This window comes from Kineococcus gurbantunggutensis (assembly GCF_050871925.1).
Classification (GTDB): Bacteria; Actinomycetota; Actinomycetes; order Actinomycetales; family Kineococcaceae; genus Kineococcus.
Genome location: NZ_JBJLSG010000038.1, coordinates 21,667 through 37,269, shown reverse-complemented (window position 1 = coordinate 37,269; position 15,603 = coordinate 21,667). Strand labels below are relative to the sequence as shown.

Here is a 15,603-nt window from a genome sequence, read left to right as displayed (position 1 = left end):
ACACCCCCCCCCCCCCCGCCCCGCCCCCACCCCCGCCCCCCCCACCCCCCCCCGGGCCCGCCCCCCCCCCGCCGGGGGGCGGGGCCCCCGGGCGGGTGCTCACGGGGCGGCGTGCTCCGCGGCGAAACCCTGCTCGGCGCGGCGGACGCTCCACACCCGCACGTCCTTGCCGCCGGCGCCGCCCATCTTCTCGTGCACGCGCGCGTGCCCGTCCAGCACGCGGCCGATCCCGACGACCTCGTGGACGTGCCCGCCGTGCGTGACGCGGAAGGAGGTCTCCCCCGCGAAGTCCTCCAGGTCGCGCGGGGCCCGCCCGCGCACCTCGTCGACGACGTAGACCTGCCCGGAGACGACGGGCCCGGTGCTCAGCTCGCTCATGGTTGAACTCCCCCGACGGTGGCTGCTGGTGGCAGGGAGTCTGCGCCACGCGGCGGCCAGTGACCAGGGTCCGCCGGGAGAACGTCCGGTGCAGGTCGTGGGCGGGCGGGGGGCCTCAGAGCTTCTCGACGGGTGCGTAGCGCAGCAGCAGGCGCTTGGTGCCCTCGCCGCGGAAGTCCACGTGCGCGACGGTCTTGTCGCCCTCGCCCTCCAGGCGCACCACGGTGCCCAGCCCGAAGCTGTCGTGGGTGACCCGGTCCCCGGGGGCCAGGCTGATGACGGGGCGGCTGCCGGCCGAGCGCGCCACCGGCCGCGACGGCGCGCGCAGCGCCGGGGAGGTGGTGGAGGAGACCGCGAACGCGGCCTCGCCGCGGCGCCAGTCCAGCAGGTCCCCCGGCACGTCGTCGAGGAAGCGGCTGGCGGGGTACTGCTGCGGGGCGCCCCACGCGCTGCGCACCGCCGAGCGCGACAGGTACAGCCGCTCGCGGGCGCGGGTCAGCCCCACGTACGCCAGGCGGCGCTCCTCGGCGAGCTGGTCGGGGTCGCCCAGGGAGCGCTGGTGCGGGAACGTGCCGTCCTCCATGCCGGTGAGGAAGACGACGGGGAACTCCAGGCCCTTGGCGGTGTGCAGGGTCATCAGCGTGACCACGCCGGTGCCGTCGTCCCCCTCGGGGATCTGGTCGGCGTCGGCGACGAGCGAGACGCGCTCCAGGAAGTCGGACAGGGTGCCGTCGGGGTCGGCGTCGGAGAACTCCTCGGCCACCGCGACGAGCTCGGCGAGGTTCTCCACGCGGGACTCGTCCTGCGGGTCGCCGCTGGCGCGCAGCTCGGCGAGGTAGCCGGTCTGCTCCAGCACCGCCTGCAGGACGGTGGCCGGGGAGGCCCCGGACTCCGCCAGCGTGCGCAGGTCCGCGATCAGCTGCGCGAAGCCCTTCACGGCGTTCAGGGAGCGGGCGACCAGGCCCACCGCCTCGTCGGCGCGCTCCAGCGCCTGCCCGAACGGGATGCGCTCGCGCTCGGCGAGCACGGCCAGCGCCGCCTCGGCGCGCTCGCCGATGCCGCGCTTGGGCACGTTGAGCACCCGGCGCAGGTTCACCGTGTCGTCGGGGTTGTCCAGCACGCGCAGGTAGGCCACCGCGTCCTTGACCTCGCGGCGCTCGTAGAAGCGGGTGCCGCCGACGACCTTGTAGGGCAGGCCGGTGCGGATGAACACCTCCTCCAGCGCCCGGGACTGCGCGTTGGTGCGGTAGAACACCGCGACGTCGCCGTGGCGCACGCCGGCGGTGTCGTGCAGGCGGTCCACCTCGTCGGCGACGAACTGCGCCTCGCCGTGCTCGTCGTCGGCGACGTAGCCGACGATCTTCTCGCCCGCCCCGGCGGCGGTCCACAGGTTCTTCGCGCGGCGGTCGGTGTTGACCTTGATGACCTCGTTGGCCGCGGTGAGGATCGTCTGCGTGGAGCGGTAGTTCTGCTCCAGCAGCACCGTGCGGGCGTCGGGGTAGTCCTTCTCGAACTCGGCGATGTTGCGGATCGTGGCGCCGCGGAAGGCGTAGATCGACTGGTCGGCGTCGCCGACGACGGTCAGCTCGGCCGGCGGCACCGCCAGGCCGTGCTCGCCGCGGGCGGCGGCCTCGGTGACCGAGCCGCCGACGAGCTCGCGCACCAGCACGTACTGGGCGTGGTTGGTGTCCTGGTACTCGTCGACCAGGACGTGGCGGAAGCGGCGGCGGTAGTGCTCGGCGACGTCGGGGAACGCCTGCAGCAGGTGGACGGTCGACATGATGAGGTCGTCGAAGTCCACGGCGTGCGCCTGCCGCAGCCGCTGCTGGTAGGAGCGGTACACCTGCGCGAGGACCTTCTCCACGGGCGTGGCGGTCTCCGCGGCGGCGCGCTCGGCGTAGGTCTCCTCGTCGACCAGCTCGTTCTTGAGGTTGGAGACCATCGCGCTCAGGGCGCGCGGGGCGTGCTTCTTGGGGTCCAGCTCCAGCTCGCGCACGACCATGGCCATCAGGCGCTGGGAGTCGGCGGAGTCGTAGATGGAGAACGACGAGCGCATCCCCAGGGTCGCCGCCTCGCGGCGCAGGATGCGCACGCACGCGGAGTGGAAGGTGGACACCCACATGCTGCGCGCGCCCACCCCGACGACGTCGCCGGCCAGGGCGGCCACGCGCTCGCGCATCTCGGCGGCGGCCTTGTTGGTGAAGGTGATCGCCAGGACCTGCCCGGCGGTGGCGCCGCGCTCGGCGAGCAGGTACGCCACGCGGTGGGTCAGCACCCGCGTCTTGCCCGAGCCGGCACCGGCGACGATGAGCAGCGGGGAGCCCGCGTGCACGACCGCCTCGCGCTGCTGCGGGTTCAGCCCGGCCAGCAGGGCCGCGCCGCGGTCGCCGGCGCTCGCTGCGGTGCCCGGCGCGGGCTCGCCCGGGCCGCCGAGGGGGAGGTCGTCGAACAGAGTGCTCATCGTGCCCCCAGGGTAGGCCCGGCGGCGGACACCCCCCGGCGCGCGCGCCGCGGTCGGCCGCGGTGCACTGGGAGGGCGGCCGGCGGGGACCGCCGCGGTCCACCCCGGTCCACGACGGACCACCGCGGTCCCGACCGGTCTACCCTGGTCCGGTGCCCCGCCAGACCCGAGAGCAGATCGACGAGGAGATCCTCGACACCGCCGCGGCGCTCTTCGCCCGCCACGGCTTCGACCAGACCTCCGTGCAGCGCGTCGCCGACGCCACCGGCTACTCCAAGACCGGGCTGCTGCACCGCTTCCCCACCAAGGAGGCCCTGCAGGCGGCCGCGCTGGCGATGACGCTGACGCACGTGCGCCGCGTCGTGGACGGGGTCGCCGCCACCGCGCCCGGCGCCGGGGGGGGGGGGCCCCCCCCGCCCCCCCCCCCCCCCCCCCCCCCCCCCCCCCCCCCCCCCCCCCCCCCCCCCCCCCCCCCCCCCCACCGCGCCGTCGTCACCGCCCTGGCCGACCTGGCGCTGTCGCGCCCCGGCTTCACCGCCCTGGCGCTGTCCTCCGTCAGCACCGCCGACGACGCCCGCGCCCAGCAGCTCGAGGAGCTCGGCGCCGCCCTCTTCGAGGCGTTCGCCGCCGCCCCCGGGGCCGGTGCCGAGCGCGCCGTGCGCCTGACGACCTGCCTGGGCGGGCTGGCCACCGCCGCCCTGGCCTGCCGCGACCTCGACGCCCGCGAGGTGCGGCCCCTGCTGGTCGAGGCCGCCGTCGGCGCCCTGGGCCACCCCGCCGCGACCGCCGCGGCCGCCGCGAGCGCCCCGCCCGCCCCCGCGCGCACCGCCGTGCCCGCCCGCGCCTGAGAAGACCCGTCGAGGACCGAGGAGACGAACCCGTGGCCACCTTCCTGCACCGGCTGGGACTGGGGGCGGTGCGCCACCGCCTGGCCGTCCTCGGCGTCTGGGTGCTCGTCCTGCTGGGCACCGGCGTCGGCGCCGCCACCCTGGCCGGCTCCACCGTGAACACCTTCGAGATCCCCGGGCAGGAGTCCACCACCGCCCTGGGCCTGATCGACGAGCGCTTCGGCGGGGGCGCCACCGGGGCGAGCGCGCAGGTGGTCCTGCAGGCCCCCGGCGACGAGCTCGTCACCGCGCCGGAGAACGCCCTCGCCGTCGGGGCGGTCGTCGCCGGGCTGCGCGGGCTGGAGGGCGTCGCCGCCGCCACGGACCCGCTGGACCCGGCCGCCCCGGCGGTCTCCCCCGACCAGCGCGCCGCCTACAGCACCGTCACCTACGCCGCGCAGGCCCCGGACGTCACCGACGCCCAGCGCGAGGACCTGCTCGCCGTCCTCGACGGCGCCCGCGCCGCCGGGCTGACCGCCGAGGTCACCGGGGAGGCCTCCCAGGCCGTCTCCGAGGTCGGCGGCGCCTCCGAGGCGATCGGCGTGGTCGTCGCCCTCGTCGTGCTGGCCGTCACCTACGGCTCGCTGCTGGCCGCCGGGATGAACCTGCTGACCGCGCTCGTGGGCGTGGCCACCGGGACCCTGGGCATCACCCTGCTCACCGGGTTCGTGGACCTGCAGTCCACCACCCCGATCCTGGCGGTGATGCTCGGCCTGGCCGTGGGCATCGACTACGCCCTCTTCATCGTCACCCGCTTCCGCCACGAGCTGGTGGCCGGCCGCGACGTGCCGGAGGCCGCCGCGACGGCCGTGGGCACCGCCGGCTCGGCGGTGCTGACCGCCGGGCTGACCGTCGTCATCGCCCTGGCGGGGCTGTCGGTGGCGGGCATCCCCTTCCTCACCGAGATGGGCCTGGCCGCCGCCGCCACCGTCGTCGTGGCCGTGCTCGTCGCGCTCACCCTCGTGCCGGCCGCCCTCGGGCTGCTCGGCACCCGCGTCCTGCCCCGGCGGGCGCGCCGGGCGCTGGAGCACCGCGGCGGCCAGCACGTCGCCCCGCCCTCCCCCGACGGCCGCGGCTTCTTCAGCGGCTGGGCGCGCACCGTCACCGGGCGCCGCTGGCCGAGCCTGCTCGCCGCCGCCGTCGTCCTGGGCGCGGTGGCGGTGCCGGTGTTCTCGCTGCGCACCACGCTGAACCAGCTCCCCCCCGACGACAGCACCCAGGCGCGCGCCACCGCGATCCTCTCCGAGCGCTTCGGGCCCGGGGTGACCGGCCCGCTGCTCGTCCTCGTCGACGGCACCGGCGCCCCGCAGCGCGCCGCGCAGGTGCAGCAGGAGGTCGCCGCGCTGCCCGGCGTGGCGCTGGCCGCGCCGGCGCAGCCCAACGCCGACGGCACCGCCGCCCTGGTCACCGTGGTCCCCACCACCGGCCCCGACGAGCAGGCCACCCGCGACCTGGTGCAGGGCATCCGCGACCGCCTGGCCGACGACCCGGGCACCGGCTCGCGCGCCTACGTCACCGGCAGCACCGCGGTGAGCGTGGACGTCTCGCAGACCCTGGACGAGGCGCTGCCGCTCTACCTGGTGCTCGTGGTGGGCCTGGCGCTGGTGCTGCTGGTGCTGGTCTTCCGCTCGCTGCTGGTGCCGCTGGTCGGCGTGCTGGGCTTCCTGCTGACCATCGGCTCCTCGCTGGGGGCCACCGTGGCGGTCTTCCAGTGGGGGTGGCTGAAGGACGTGGTGCAGGCGGAGGCGACGGGGCCGCTGCTGAGCCTGGCGCCGATCATCGTCGTGGGCATCCTCTTCGGCCTGGCGATGGACTACCAGGTCTTCCTCGTCTCGCGCATGCACGAGGCGCACGCCCACGGCGCCGAGCCGGTGGCGGCGGTGCGCACCGGCTTCCGGCAGGCCGCGCCCGTGGTCGTCGCCGCCGCCGCGATCATGTTCGCCGTCTTCGCCGGGTTCGTCCCCCACGGCGACGCCACGATCAAGCCCATCGCCTTCGCCCTGGCCATCGGCATCCTCGCCGACGCCGTCGTGGTGCGGATGGTGCTCGTGCCGGCCGCGCTGTCCCTGTTGGGGCGCTCGGCGTGGTGGCTGCCGCGCTGGCTGCGCTGGCTGCCCGCGCTCGACGTGGAGGGCACCGGGCTGGAGCGCGCCCGCGGCTCCCGGGCCGGTGGCGCGCACGCCTCCGCGGCGACGTGACGCAGCTCACGCCCGGTGCCCGGGAATCCCCGGGCACCGGGCGTGCTTGAACCCACTGGTCGCCCCGGTACGTGTCCCCGGGCCTCAAAACCAGCCGCTTCGAGCGGCCGTTCGCCGCGAGGCGACCGTCGGGGCGACCACCGACGGCAGAGGGCCACCCGGATCCCCGGGTGGCCCTCTCGTCGTGCCGGGGGCTCAGGCGCGGGCGCCCGGGCGCCGGCGGGACAGCGCCAGCAGCAGGCCGCCGACGAGCACGAGCCCGGCGCCGCCCGCCACGTAGGGGGCCACGTCGGCGCCGGTGTGCGCCAGGGTCCCGGAGCGCGCCGCGGAGGGCCGCGTCGTGGGCCGGGCCGTCGGGCGCACCGCCGGGCGGGTCGTGGGCCGCACCACCGGGCGCACCGCCGGGCGGGTCGTCGTCGGCCGGGTGACCACCGGGGCGGCGGGGGCCGAGGACGTCGGCGCCGGGGCCGGGGCGCCGGTGGGCGCCGGGGCGCTCGGGGAGGGCGCCGGGGCGGCGGCCACCGCCGAGCGGGGGCGCTGGTCCGCCGACAGGCCCTGGTTCTCCGGCAGGCCCAGGAAGGCGGTGAACGCCTCCAGGTCCGTGCGGCCCAGCTCGGTGCGGGCGGTGCCGCCGGCCAGGGCGGTGAAGTTGTCCCCGCCGGAGGCCAGGAAGCTGTTGACCGTCACCCGGTACGGGGCCGCCGGGTCCAGGGGCACCCCGTCCAGCGTCACCGAGGTGACGCGCCGCCCGGCCGGGGCGGCCGGGTCGTAGGTGAAGAAGAAGCCCCGCGAGACGCCCAGCGCCAGGACCGGGCGCGAGGAGCCCGCCGGCTGCCACTGCTGCTCCAGCGCCTGGCGCACCTGCGCGCCGGTGAGGGTGACGGTGACCACCGAGTTCGCGAACGGCTGCACCGCCGCGGCCTCGGCGTAGGTGACCACGCCGTCGCCCTCGGTGCCGGACTGCGCGAAGTCCAGGTCGTCGCGCACGCCGCCGGGGTTCATCAGCGCGATCTGCGCGCCCGCCCCGCGGGTCTGCTGCAGCTGCGCGTCGGCGATGAGGTTCGCCAGCGGCGACTGGGTGCCGCGGTCGTCCTCGGCCCCGGCGAACGCGCGCTTGACGTCGGTGGTGATGCGGCCCACCGGGCGCGCGCCCTCCGTGCGGGCGAAGGCCACCGCCTCGTCGACGATGCCCTGCACCTGCGGGTCCGGGGTGAAGCCCTCCACGGGGATCACCTGGTGGGCCTGCGCGACGACCTCGCCGGTGGCGTCGTCCACGTTCATCACCAGGCGGTCCACGGCGACGGAGTACGACTCCGCCGACAGCACCGGCCGCGGCACCTGCTTGCCCGCCACCGGGTACTCGCAGTCGTAGAGCACGTGCGTGTGCCCGGAGAGGATCGCGTCGACCTGGGCGGAGGCGCCCTGGACGATCTTCCCGAACTCCCCGGAGGTGCGCACCGTCGCGCAGTCGGTGCCCTCGGAACCCTCGTGGGCGAGCAGGACGACCACGTCCGCCTCGCCGTTGGCGTCGTTGCCGTCGGACAGCTGCGCCGCGACGGTGTTGGCCGCGGCGACCGGGTCGGTGAACCGCAGGTCGCGGATGCCGTCGGGGGCGACCAGGCTCGGGGTGGCCTGCGTGACGACGCCGACGAAGCCGACGTCCACGCCGCCGACGTCGACCACGTCGTACGCCTGCAGCGCCGGGCTGCCGTCGGCCTTGAGGACGTTCGCACCCAGGTACGGGAAGTCCGCCAGCCCGTCCACGCGCCCGGTCAGGTCCGCGTAGCCCTTGTCGAACTCGTGGTTGCCGACCGCGGAGACGGCCACGTCCATGGCGTTCAGCGCCGCGATGGTCGGCGCGTCCTGCTGGATGAACGAGGTGAAGGTCGAGGCGCCGATGTTGTCGCCGACGGAGGCGACCACGGTGTTCGGCTGCTGCGCGCGCAGCGCGTCCAGCGCACCGGCGAGCTGCCCGGTGCCGCCGACCGGCGCGCCCGCGGCGTTCTTGCGGGGCGACTCCAGGCGGCCGTGCAGGTCGTTGAACGCGCCGATCTGGATCTGCGTCTGCCCGGCGGCGGGCGCGGGCAGCAGCGCGACGACGTCGCCGGCGGCCGCCGGCTGCGCGGGCGCGCCGACCGGCCCGGCGGGCACCGGTGCGGGCGCGGTCGTGGCGCTCGCGGTGGGCGTCGCGGTGGCGGTGGCGGTGGCGGTGGCGGTGGTGCTCGCGGTGGGCGTCGCCGTGGCGGTGCTGCTCGCGGTGGGCGTCGCCGTGGCGGTGCTGCTCGCCGTGGCGCTCGCCGTGGGCGAGGCGCCGGCGGTCGCGCTCGCCGTGGTGGTCGGGGTGGCGCTCGCGGTCGGGACGGCGCTGGTGGGGCTGGTGGTGGGGCTGGCGGTGGCGCTCGCGGTGGGGGCGGCGGTGGTGGTGGCGACGGCGGCCGGGGCCGCGCAGACCACGCCCAGGGAGCCCGTGAGCGCCACGAGACCGGCTGCGGGACCGACGAGACGGAGGAGGGGACGGCTCATGAGCTCGCTTCCACGAGGAGGGGGACAGCGGGCGGAGTCTGCCAGTCACGCACCGTGCAAGGGAACGGTTTCCCGGTGAACTCCCCGTGTCACGCCCCGCGCCCGGCCACCCGCCCCTCCTCGCGCCGGCGCAGCGCGATCTGCACCCCGCGGTGCGCGACGCCCACCAGGCCGCGGTGCGCGGCGTCGGCCAGGGGCACCCACGAGCCGAGGTCGGTGCTGCCGCCCACGTCCAGCACGCGCGGGTCGCGCACCTGCCGCGCGGTGGCGGTGACGAGCAGCCGCACGGCGTGGAAGTCCTCCAGCACCCCGCGCGGGGAGCGGCCGGTGAAGTGCTCGGAGCCGATGTCGACCAGGGCGTCCACGTCGACGTCCATGCCGGTCTCCTCGTGGACCTCGCGCACCGCCGCGGTCAGCGGGTGCTCGCCGTGGTCCACCCCGCCGCCGGGCAGCGTCCAGCGGCCCGGGCTGGGCGTCAGCGGCGACAGGCGGGTCAGCAGGATCTCGTCGTCGGGGCTGACCACGACGGCGTAGGCGGCCAGGCGCTGGCGCACCACGGGGGCGGCGTCGTCGGCGGGGGCGCTCAGCCGCACCAGCTCGGCCGCCTCCACGCGCGCGAGCGCGTCGGGCAGCAGGGGGTGCCCGCCGGGCTCCGGCACCCGGGGCGCGCCGCCGGCCGCGCGCTCGTGAGCGCCGCGCTCGTGCCCGCCGCGCTCGGCGGGGATGGCGGGCAGCACCACGTGCACGGTGTGCAGGTCCACCCCGTCCTCGTGGCCGGGCACCTCGTCCCCCACCGCGCGGCGCACCGCGTCGCGGACCTCCAGGGGCGCGCCGGTGCGCGCGGGCGGGCCGCCGGCGGCGTCCAGGGCGCGCTGCGCGGCGGCGGCGGGCGTCTCGCCGTGCCGCAGGACCGCCCACGGCAGCACCCCCGGCCCGCCGGGGCCGCCGGGCGCGGGGACCAGCAGCAGCCCCCCGCCCGCGCGCAGGGCGGCGTGCACGACGACGCGCTGCAGCGCGGGCCGCTCACCGGTGGTGCCCGGCCCGCCGGACGTCACCGGCGCCTCAGCCCACCGGCGGGTGGCCCGCCAGCTGATCGTGGACGGCGCGCTGGTTCTTGCGCTCGGCGTAGAAGGACAGGAACGGCACGGTGCCGGCCAGGGCGGTCAGCAGCATGCGCGACCACGGCCAGCGCACCCGGGTGCCCAGGTCGAAGGTGGTGATGAGCAGCAGCACGTAGAACAGCCCGTGGACCGGCCCCATGACCCTGGTGATCGAGTCGCCCCGGTGCAGGGCGTACTCCTGCACCATGCCGCCGACGACGAAGAGCAGGCCGATGCCGGTGACCCAGGCCATGACGCGGTAGCGGGTCAGGGCCGAGCGGATCCTGGACAGGTCCTGCAGGCCCGGCGCGGTGCGCGGGGCGCTCATCGGGTGCTGCTCACGTCTCGTCCTCCCGGACCGTCGGCGGGGTGTGGGGCCCGATCCTGCCCGCCGCCCGCGGGCGCGCCGCCCGCGGGGTCGGCTCCGGGACCGGGCGCGGGGTCGGGCGCGGGGCCGGCGGGCGCCCCGCCGGCGGCCGCGTCGCGGGCGGCGTCGGCGCGCAGGTCGCGCAGGGCGCGGCGCCACAGCACGAGCGCGAACAGCGCGAACACCCACCACTGGGCGGCGTAGGCGAGGTTGCGCCAGTCCAGGTGGCGGGTGGCCTCGCCGGGGTCGACGGGCGGCACGGCGCTCAGCGGGGCGGCGCCGGTTCCGGCGGCGGCGGGCTCGGCGGCGGCGACGGGCTCGGCGGCGGTGACGTAGGCGTTGGCGACCGGGTAGTCGACGCGGTTGACGAGGTCGGCGGCGCTGACCACGTACGTCCACCCCGGCGGCAGGGCGGCCGAGGAGGGGGCGATGTCGGAGGTCTCCGGCGGCTGTACGACGCCGAGCAGGTCCACCGGGCCGGCCGGGGCGGGCGGCGCCTGCCCGCCCTCGGGCACCCAGCCGCGCACCACGGGCACGCCGGTGCCGTCGGGCAGGCGGACCACGCCGAGCGCCCAGGCCCCCTCGCGCCCGTCCAGCGGGCGGCCGGCCACGAGGAGCTGCACGGCCGGGTCGAAGGTGCCGCCGACCCGCACCCGGCGGCCGACCTCGTCGCGCGAGAGGACGGCCCCGGCCGAGGCGGCGGGCGCGGCGGCGGAGACGACCTGCGCGACGTCGACGACGGGCCGGCCGGCGGGCGGGTCGCTGACGACGACGTTGCCCCGGCTCCACTGCCACAGGCCCAGCACGACGCACACCGCCACGGCCAGCCAGGCCACCGCGGTCAGCAGCAGCGCCGACGAGCGCCGCGGGCGCGCCGCGGGACCGGCCGCGGCACCTGTGCGGGCGCCCGGCGGGGCGCCTGTCTCGACGCCGCGCTCGGCGCCCGTCCGGGAGGGCTGGGCCACCGGTGCAGGGTACGTCGCGCGGGTCAGCCGCCGGCCGTCCCGCCCGCCGCCGCGGCCCCGCGCGCGGGCGCGGCGGGCACCGGCCGGGCGGTAGCGGAGCGCTCCGGCAGCGCGCGCGGGCGGTAGCGGTGCGCGGGGCGGGGGCGGTCCGGGCGCGGGCCCGTCCCGCTGGGTCGGGTGTCCGCGCCCAGGACCGGGGCGAGCAGGGCGAGGGCCAGGAGGAGCGCGAGCAGGACGGGGGCGCTCACCGCGCACCTCCGGTGCTACCGCCCAGCGGGTTGATAGCGCTATTGTATCTTCTCATGTCAGACGGTAGCAGCGTGGCGCGCGTCACCGCCAGCCTCCGCGAGCGCGCCGGCGCCCTGCCGGCCGGCGCCCGCATGCCCAGCAGCCGCACCCTGGTCACCGAGCTGGGCGTGGGACCGGTGACGGTGCAGCGGGCCGTCGACCGGCTCGTGGCCGACGGCACCGTCGTCACCCGCCCCGGCGCCGGGACCTTCGTGGCCCGCCCCACCGCGACCGCCACCGCCGACACCGGCTGGCAGCAGGTGGCGCTGGGCGCCTCCCCCGTGCAGGCGGGCGGCGTGGTCGCCGCCCTGAGCGCCCCGTCCGAGGACGCCCTGGACATGGCCCGCGGCTACCTGGACCTCTCGCTGCAGCCCGCCTCCCGCCTGGCCGCCGCCGGCGCCCGCGCCGCCCGGCGCCCGCAGGCGTGGTCGGTGCCGCCGCCGGCGGGGATCGCCGAGCTGCGCACCTGGTTCGCCGGCCAGCTCGGCGCCGACCGCGAGGACGTCCTGATCACCCCCGGCGGGCAGGGCGCGCTGTCCACGGTGCTGCGCTCGCTGGTGCCCGCCGGCAGCCCGGTGCTCGTCGCCGTGCCCGGCTACCCCGGCGTCATCTCGCTGCTGCGCAGCGCCGGGCTGGTGCCCGTGCCCGTGCCCGCCGACGCCGACGGCGTGCGCCCGGACCTGCTGGAGCGCGCCTTCGCCACCACGGGCGCGCGGGTGCTGTACGTGCAGCCCACGTACGCCAACCCCGACGGCTCGGTGCTGGCCGCCGACCGCCGCCGCCCCGTGCTCCAGGCCGCCGCGGCCGCCGGCGCCTTCGTCGTGGAGGACGACTACGCGCGCTGGCTGGGGCACGGGCCGACCCCGCCGCCCTCGCTGCTGCGCGACGACGCCGACGGGCGGGTCATCACCGTGAACTCCCTGACCAAGGCCGCCGCGCCCAGCCTGCGCGTGGGGTGCGTCGTCGCGCGCGGGCCGGTGGCGCGGCGCGTGGCGGCGCTGCGCGTCGTGGACGACCTGTTCGTCGCCCGGCCCCTGCAGGAGACGGCGCTGGAGCTGGTCACCGGCGCCGGGTGGGGCGCGCACCTGCGGGCGCTGTCGGCGGCGCTGGCGGACCGGGTGGACGCGCTGTGCACCGCGCTGGCGCGGGAGCTGCCCGAGTGCTCCTGGACGCGCCCGCGCGGGGGCTTCTCGACGTGGGTGCGCCTGCCGCGCGGGGTGGACGACGCGGAGCTGGCGCGCCGGGCCCTGGACCGCGGCGTGGCGGTCGGCGCGGGCCGGCACCACGTCGTCGCCGAGCAGGACGCCGCGCACCTGCGGCTGTGCGTGGCGGGCCTGGCCGCGCCGCAGGTCGGGGAGGCGGTGCGCCGGCTGGCCGCGGCGTTCTGAGCGCCCGTCGGCGCGGGCGGCGACCCGGTGGACGGAGGGTGACCGGGGGTTTCCTCCGTGTGAACTACGCTGCTGAGGAACCCCTCGACCGCCGCCGGAGACCCCGTTGCCCGCACCCGCCGCGCCCCCGCACGCCACCGCGTCCCTGCACGTCACCGCGCGGCTGGACGCCGCCACCCGCGAGCGCGCGTGGGAGGTGTACCGGGCGGCGTTCGAGCCGCTGCAGGTGCTGGCCGCGACGCGGCACCTGCTCACCCGCGCCGAGTTCGACGCCCTGTGCGCCGACGAGCGGGTCCGCAAGCACCTGGCCCTGGACGGCGACGGCGACGTCTGCGCCTTCGGGACCCTCACCGACGACCTCGCGGCCGTGCCGATGATCTCCGAGGCGTACTTCGCGCACCGCTGGCCGGAGCACCACGCGCAGCGGCGGATCTGGTACGTCGGCTGCCTGGGCGTGGTGCCGCGGCACCAGCGCACCGGGCTGCTGGCGCGCCTGGTGGCGGCGATGTGCGAGGTGGTCGACGGGCGCGGCGGGATCGCCGCGATCGACGTGTGCCGCTGGAACGAGCACGAACTGGGCCTGCACCGGGCCGTCGACCGCGCCCTGGCCGAGGCGGTCCCCGGCGCGCGCGGGACGCGCCTGGACGAGCAGGTCTACTGGGCCTGGGAGCTGCCCGCGGGCGGGGGCGCCGCGGGCGCGGACCTCACCCCTCACCCGCGGGGTTGAGCCGCGGGTCGCCCGCCCCGGGGGCCGGGGGCGCGGCGGGCGCCGCGCCCAGCAGCCGGGCGACCTCGTGCGCCGCGCCGGCCCGGTGCCACAGCCACCCCTGGCCGAGCTCCACGCCCAGGGCCCGCAGCACCCGCGCCTGCCCGGCGGTCTCCACGCCCTCGGCGGTCACGCGCAGGCCCAGGGCCCGCCCGACGGCGACGACGGCGCGCACGACGGCCTCGTCGCCGGTGGGCCCGTGCGGGTCGTGCAGGGCGGAGACGAAGCTGCGGTCGACCTTCACGGCCGTCACGGGCAGCGCGCGCAGGTAGCTCAGGGCCGAGTAGCCGGTGCCGAAGTCGTCGACGGCCAGGCCGACGCCCAGGCGCCGCAGGTGCTCCAGCACGGCGGTGGTGCCGGCGTCCTCGGCGAGCATCGAGGACTCGGTGATCTCCAGCGTGAGGAGGGCGCCGTCCACGCCCTCCTCGCGCAGGGCCTCCTCGACCGCACCGGGGAAGGAGGGGTGCAGGAGCTGGTGGGGCGAGACGTTGACGGACATGCCGAACGAGGGGCCCACCAGGCCCTCGCGGTGCCAGCGGGCGAGCTGGCGCACGGCGGTGCGCAGCACCCGGGCGCCGACCGGGACGATCAGGCCGCTGGCCTCCAGCACCGGCACGAACACCGCCGGCGGCACCGGCCCGCTCGCGGGGCGGTGCCAGCGCAGCAGGGCCTCCACGCCCACGGGCACCCCGGTGGGCAGGTCGACGACCGCCTGGTAGACGAGCTCGAAGGCGTCCCGCTCCAGGGCGCGGCGCAGGTCCAGCTCCAGCTCCATCTCGTTGCCCAGCGCGGTGCGCATCGACTCGTCGAAGACGGCCCACTGGGCCCGCCCGCGCCGCTTGGCCCGGTACATCGCCGTGTCCGCGTCGCGCAGGGTCTGGTCGGCGCTGCCGCGGACCTCGGCGACCCCCACGGACCCGGTGACGACGACCTCGGCGACGTCGAGGCGGACCGGTTCCTCCACCACGGCCAGCACCCGGCGCGCCAGGTCCTCGACGGCGCCGGCGGCCGTGGTGGCCAGGACGACGAACTCGTCGCCGGACAGGCGCCCCACGACCGCCGGCGGGGGCAGGACCGCCCGCAGCCGGCCGGCCACCGCCCGCAGGAGCTGGTCGCCGCAGGCGTGCCCCCAGGTGTCGTTGACGCGCTTGAAGCCGTCGAGGTCCACGTACAGCAGCCAGTCGGCGGTGCCGGGCGCGCGCCGGGCGGCCAGGCGCTCGCCCAGCACCCGCTCGACCTCCTGCCGGTTGGGCAGCCCCGTCAGCGCGTCGTGGCCGGCGCGGTGCTGCAGCACCGCCCGGGCCCGCGCCTGGCCGTCGACGGCGGAGACGGCCCGCACCAGCAGCAGGGCCAGCACGACCCCCAGCGCCAGCCCGGTCGCCAGCCGCAGCAGCGGGCCCTCGTCGGCCGGCGGCACGGCCACCACCACGGTGACGGCCGCGAGGGCGGCGACGAGCAGGGGGAGCCGGCGCAGCGACCACGCGTCCAGCGGCGCCGCGGCCGCCGCGGCCGCGGCGGGCGGCGGCGGGCCCGGCGCCTGCGAGGGGTGCAGGGCGGCGAGGGCGACGAGGACGTAAGCGGCCAGGAAGGGCGTGTTGACGACGTCGGGCGGCACGAGCACCCCGCGCACCCCGTAGGCGGCGTAGAGCAGGTCGCCGACCAGCAGGGCCGCCAGCGCCGCCACGAGCAGGTGGTGGCTGCGCCGGCGCGGGCCGCTGAGCACCAGGTCCACGCCCAGGGTCAGCAGCAGCACGTCGACGAGGGGGTAGGCGCCGGCCAGCACGGACTCGGCCGTGCTGCGCCCGGGCACCTGCGTGGTGGGCAGGACGAGGAAGCGCGCGGCGGCCAGGGCGCCGGCGGCGGCGACGACCCCGACGTCGCACACCACCTCCCGCCGCAGGCCGCCGTGGGCGCGCGCGAGGCGCGCGAGCGCCGCGGCGAGCAGCAGGTAGGCGGAGAGGGTGAAGACGTCGGGGACGTAGCGCCCGAAGCCGTCCTGGGAGGTGCTCCAGGGGCGCAGCGCGTTGCCCGGCAGGAAGAGCACCGCCAGGCACGGCATGAGCAGCCACGGCGAGAGGGGCCGGGGGCGGTGCAGCCGCACCCCCACGACCAGGCAGGTCACCGACAGCAGCGCCACGGCGGCCATGAGCCCGGTGCGCACCGCGTCCGGCAGCGGCAGCGGGTAGAGCAGCACGCACAGGGCGGCCAGCGCCGTCGCGGAGCGGGCGGCGGCGGGCACGTCCCGGCCCGCCGCGCCGGAGCGCGGGTCCCGCACGCGTCCC

The 15,603-nt window shown here is 77.9% G+C and carries 12 protein-coding genes; 4 read left to right on the top strand and 8 right to left on the bottom strand.

What is annotated here, in order from left to right; genetic code table 11:
* Positions 1-99: 99 nt before the first annotated feature.
* Positions 100-378, bottom strand: a complete 279-nt coding sequence (locus ACRYR7_RS09810) for a hypothetical protein (protein WP_432571898.1) — start codon at positions 376-378, stop codon at positions 100-102.
* Positions 379-493: 115 nt separating this feature from the next.
* On the bottom strand, positions 494-2,839 hold the full coding sequence (gene pcrA, locus ACRYR7_RS09805) for a DNA helicase PcrA (RefSeq protein ID WP_432571897.1): 2,346 nt from the start codon (positions 2,837-2,839) through the stop codon (positions 494-496).
* 152 nt (positions 2,840-2,991) lie between these two features.
* Here pcrA and ACRYR7_RS09800 point away from each other — a divergent pair, with 152 nt between their 5' ends.
* Positions 2,992-3,687 (top strand): helix-turn-helix domain-containing protein, encoded by a 696-nt coding sequence (locus ACRYR7_RS09800; protein WP_432571896.1) that lies wholly within the window; start codon positions 2,992-2,994, stop codon positions 3,685-3,687.
* 32 nt (positions 3,688-3,719) lie between these two features.
* On the top strand, positions 3,720-5,924 hold the full coding sequence (locus ACRYR7_RS09795) for an MMPL family transporter (protein ID WP_432571895.1): 2,205 nt from the start codon (positions 3,720-3,722) through the stop codon (positions 5,922-5,924).
* A 195-nt stretch (positions 5,925-6,119) separates the two neighbouring features.
* Here ACRYR7_RS09795 and ACRYR7_RS09790 read toward each other — a convergent pair whose 3' ends face one another.
* The 5 genes from ACRYR7_RS09790 to ACRYR7_RS09770 all read right to left on the bottom strand — a co-directional run bounded on the left by ACRYR7_RS09790 (position 6,120) and on the right by ACRYR7_RS09770 (position 11,127).
* The gene (locus ACRYR7_RS09790) at positions 6,120-8,447 is read right to left on the bottom strand and encodes a bifunctional metallophosphatase/5'-nucleotidase (protein WP_432571894.1); all 2,328 of its coding nucleotides are present in this window, start codon (positions 8,445-8,447) and stop codon (positions 6,120-6,122) included.
* A gap of 89 nt (positions 8,448-8,536) precedes the next feature.
* The gene (locus ACRYR7_RS09785) at positions 8,537-9,502 is read right to left on the bottom strand and encodes an NUDIX hydrolase (protein ID WP_432571893.1); all 966 of its coding nucleotides are present in this window, start codon (positions 9,500-9,502) and stop codon (positions 8,537-8,539) included.
* Between the two features lie 7 nt (positions 9,503-9,509).
* The gene (locus ACRYR7_RS09780) at positions 9,510-9,875 is read right to left on the bottom strand and encodes a DUF3817 domain-containing protein (RefSeq protein ID WP_432571892.1); all 366 of its coding nucleotides are present in this window, start codon (positions 9,873-9,875) and stop codon (positions 9,510-9,512) included.
* On the bottom strand, positions 9,872-10,879 hold the full coding sequence (locus tag ACRYR7_RS09775) for an SURF1 family protein (protein WP_432571891.1): 1,008 nt from the start codon (positions 10,877-10,879) through the stop codon (positions 9,872-9,874). Before ACRYR7_RS09775 ends, ACRYR7_RS09780 begins: the two co-directional genes overlap by 4 nt.
* Before the next feature lie 23 nt (positions 10,880-10,902).
* A complete protein-coding gene (locus ACRYR7_RS09770; RefSeq protein ID WP_432571890.1) occupies positions 10,903-11,127 on the bottom strand; it encodes a hypothetical protein in 225 nt (74 codons plus the stop codon).
* Positions 11,128-11,199: 72 nt separating this feature from the next.
* Between ACRYR7_RS09770 and ACRYR7_RS09765 the strand changes: the two genes are divergently transcribed.
* Together ACRYR7_RS09765 and ACRYR7_RS09760 are read left to right on the top strand one after the other, a co-directional pair.
* Positions 11,200-12,555: an aminotransferase-like domain-containing protein gene (locus ACRYR7_RS09765; protein ID WP_432571889.1), complete on the top strand. Its 1,356-nt coding sequence runs from the start codon at positions 11,200-11,202 to the stop codon at positions 12,553-12,555.
* 106 nt (positions 12,556-12,661) lie between these two features.
* A complete protein-coding gene (locus ACRYR7_RS09760; protein WP_432571888.1) occupies positions 12,662-13,282 on the top strand; it encodes a hypothetical protein in 621 nt (206 codons plus the stop codon).
* Here ACRYR7_RS09760 and ACRYR7_RS09755 read toward each other — a convergent pair.
* Complete coding sequence (locus ACRYR7_RS09755) at positions 13,260-15,596, bottom strand: putative bifunctional diguanylate cyclase/phosphodiesterase (protein WP_432571887.1); 2,337 nt, start codon at positions 15,594-15,596, stop codon at positions 13,260-13,262. The genes ACRYR7_RS09760 and ACRYR7_RS09755 overlap by 23 nt on opposite strands.
* Positions 15,597-15,603 lie beyond the last annotated feature (7 nt).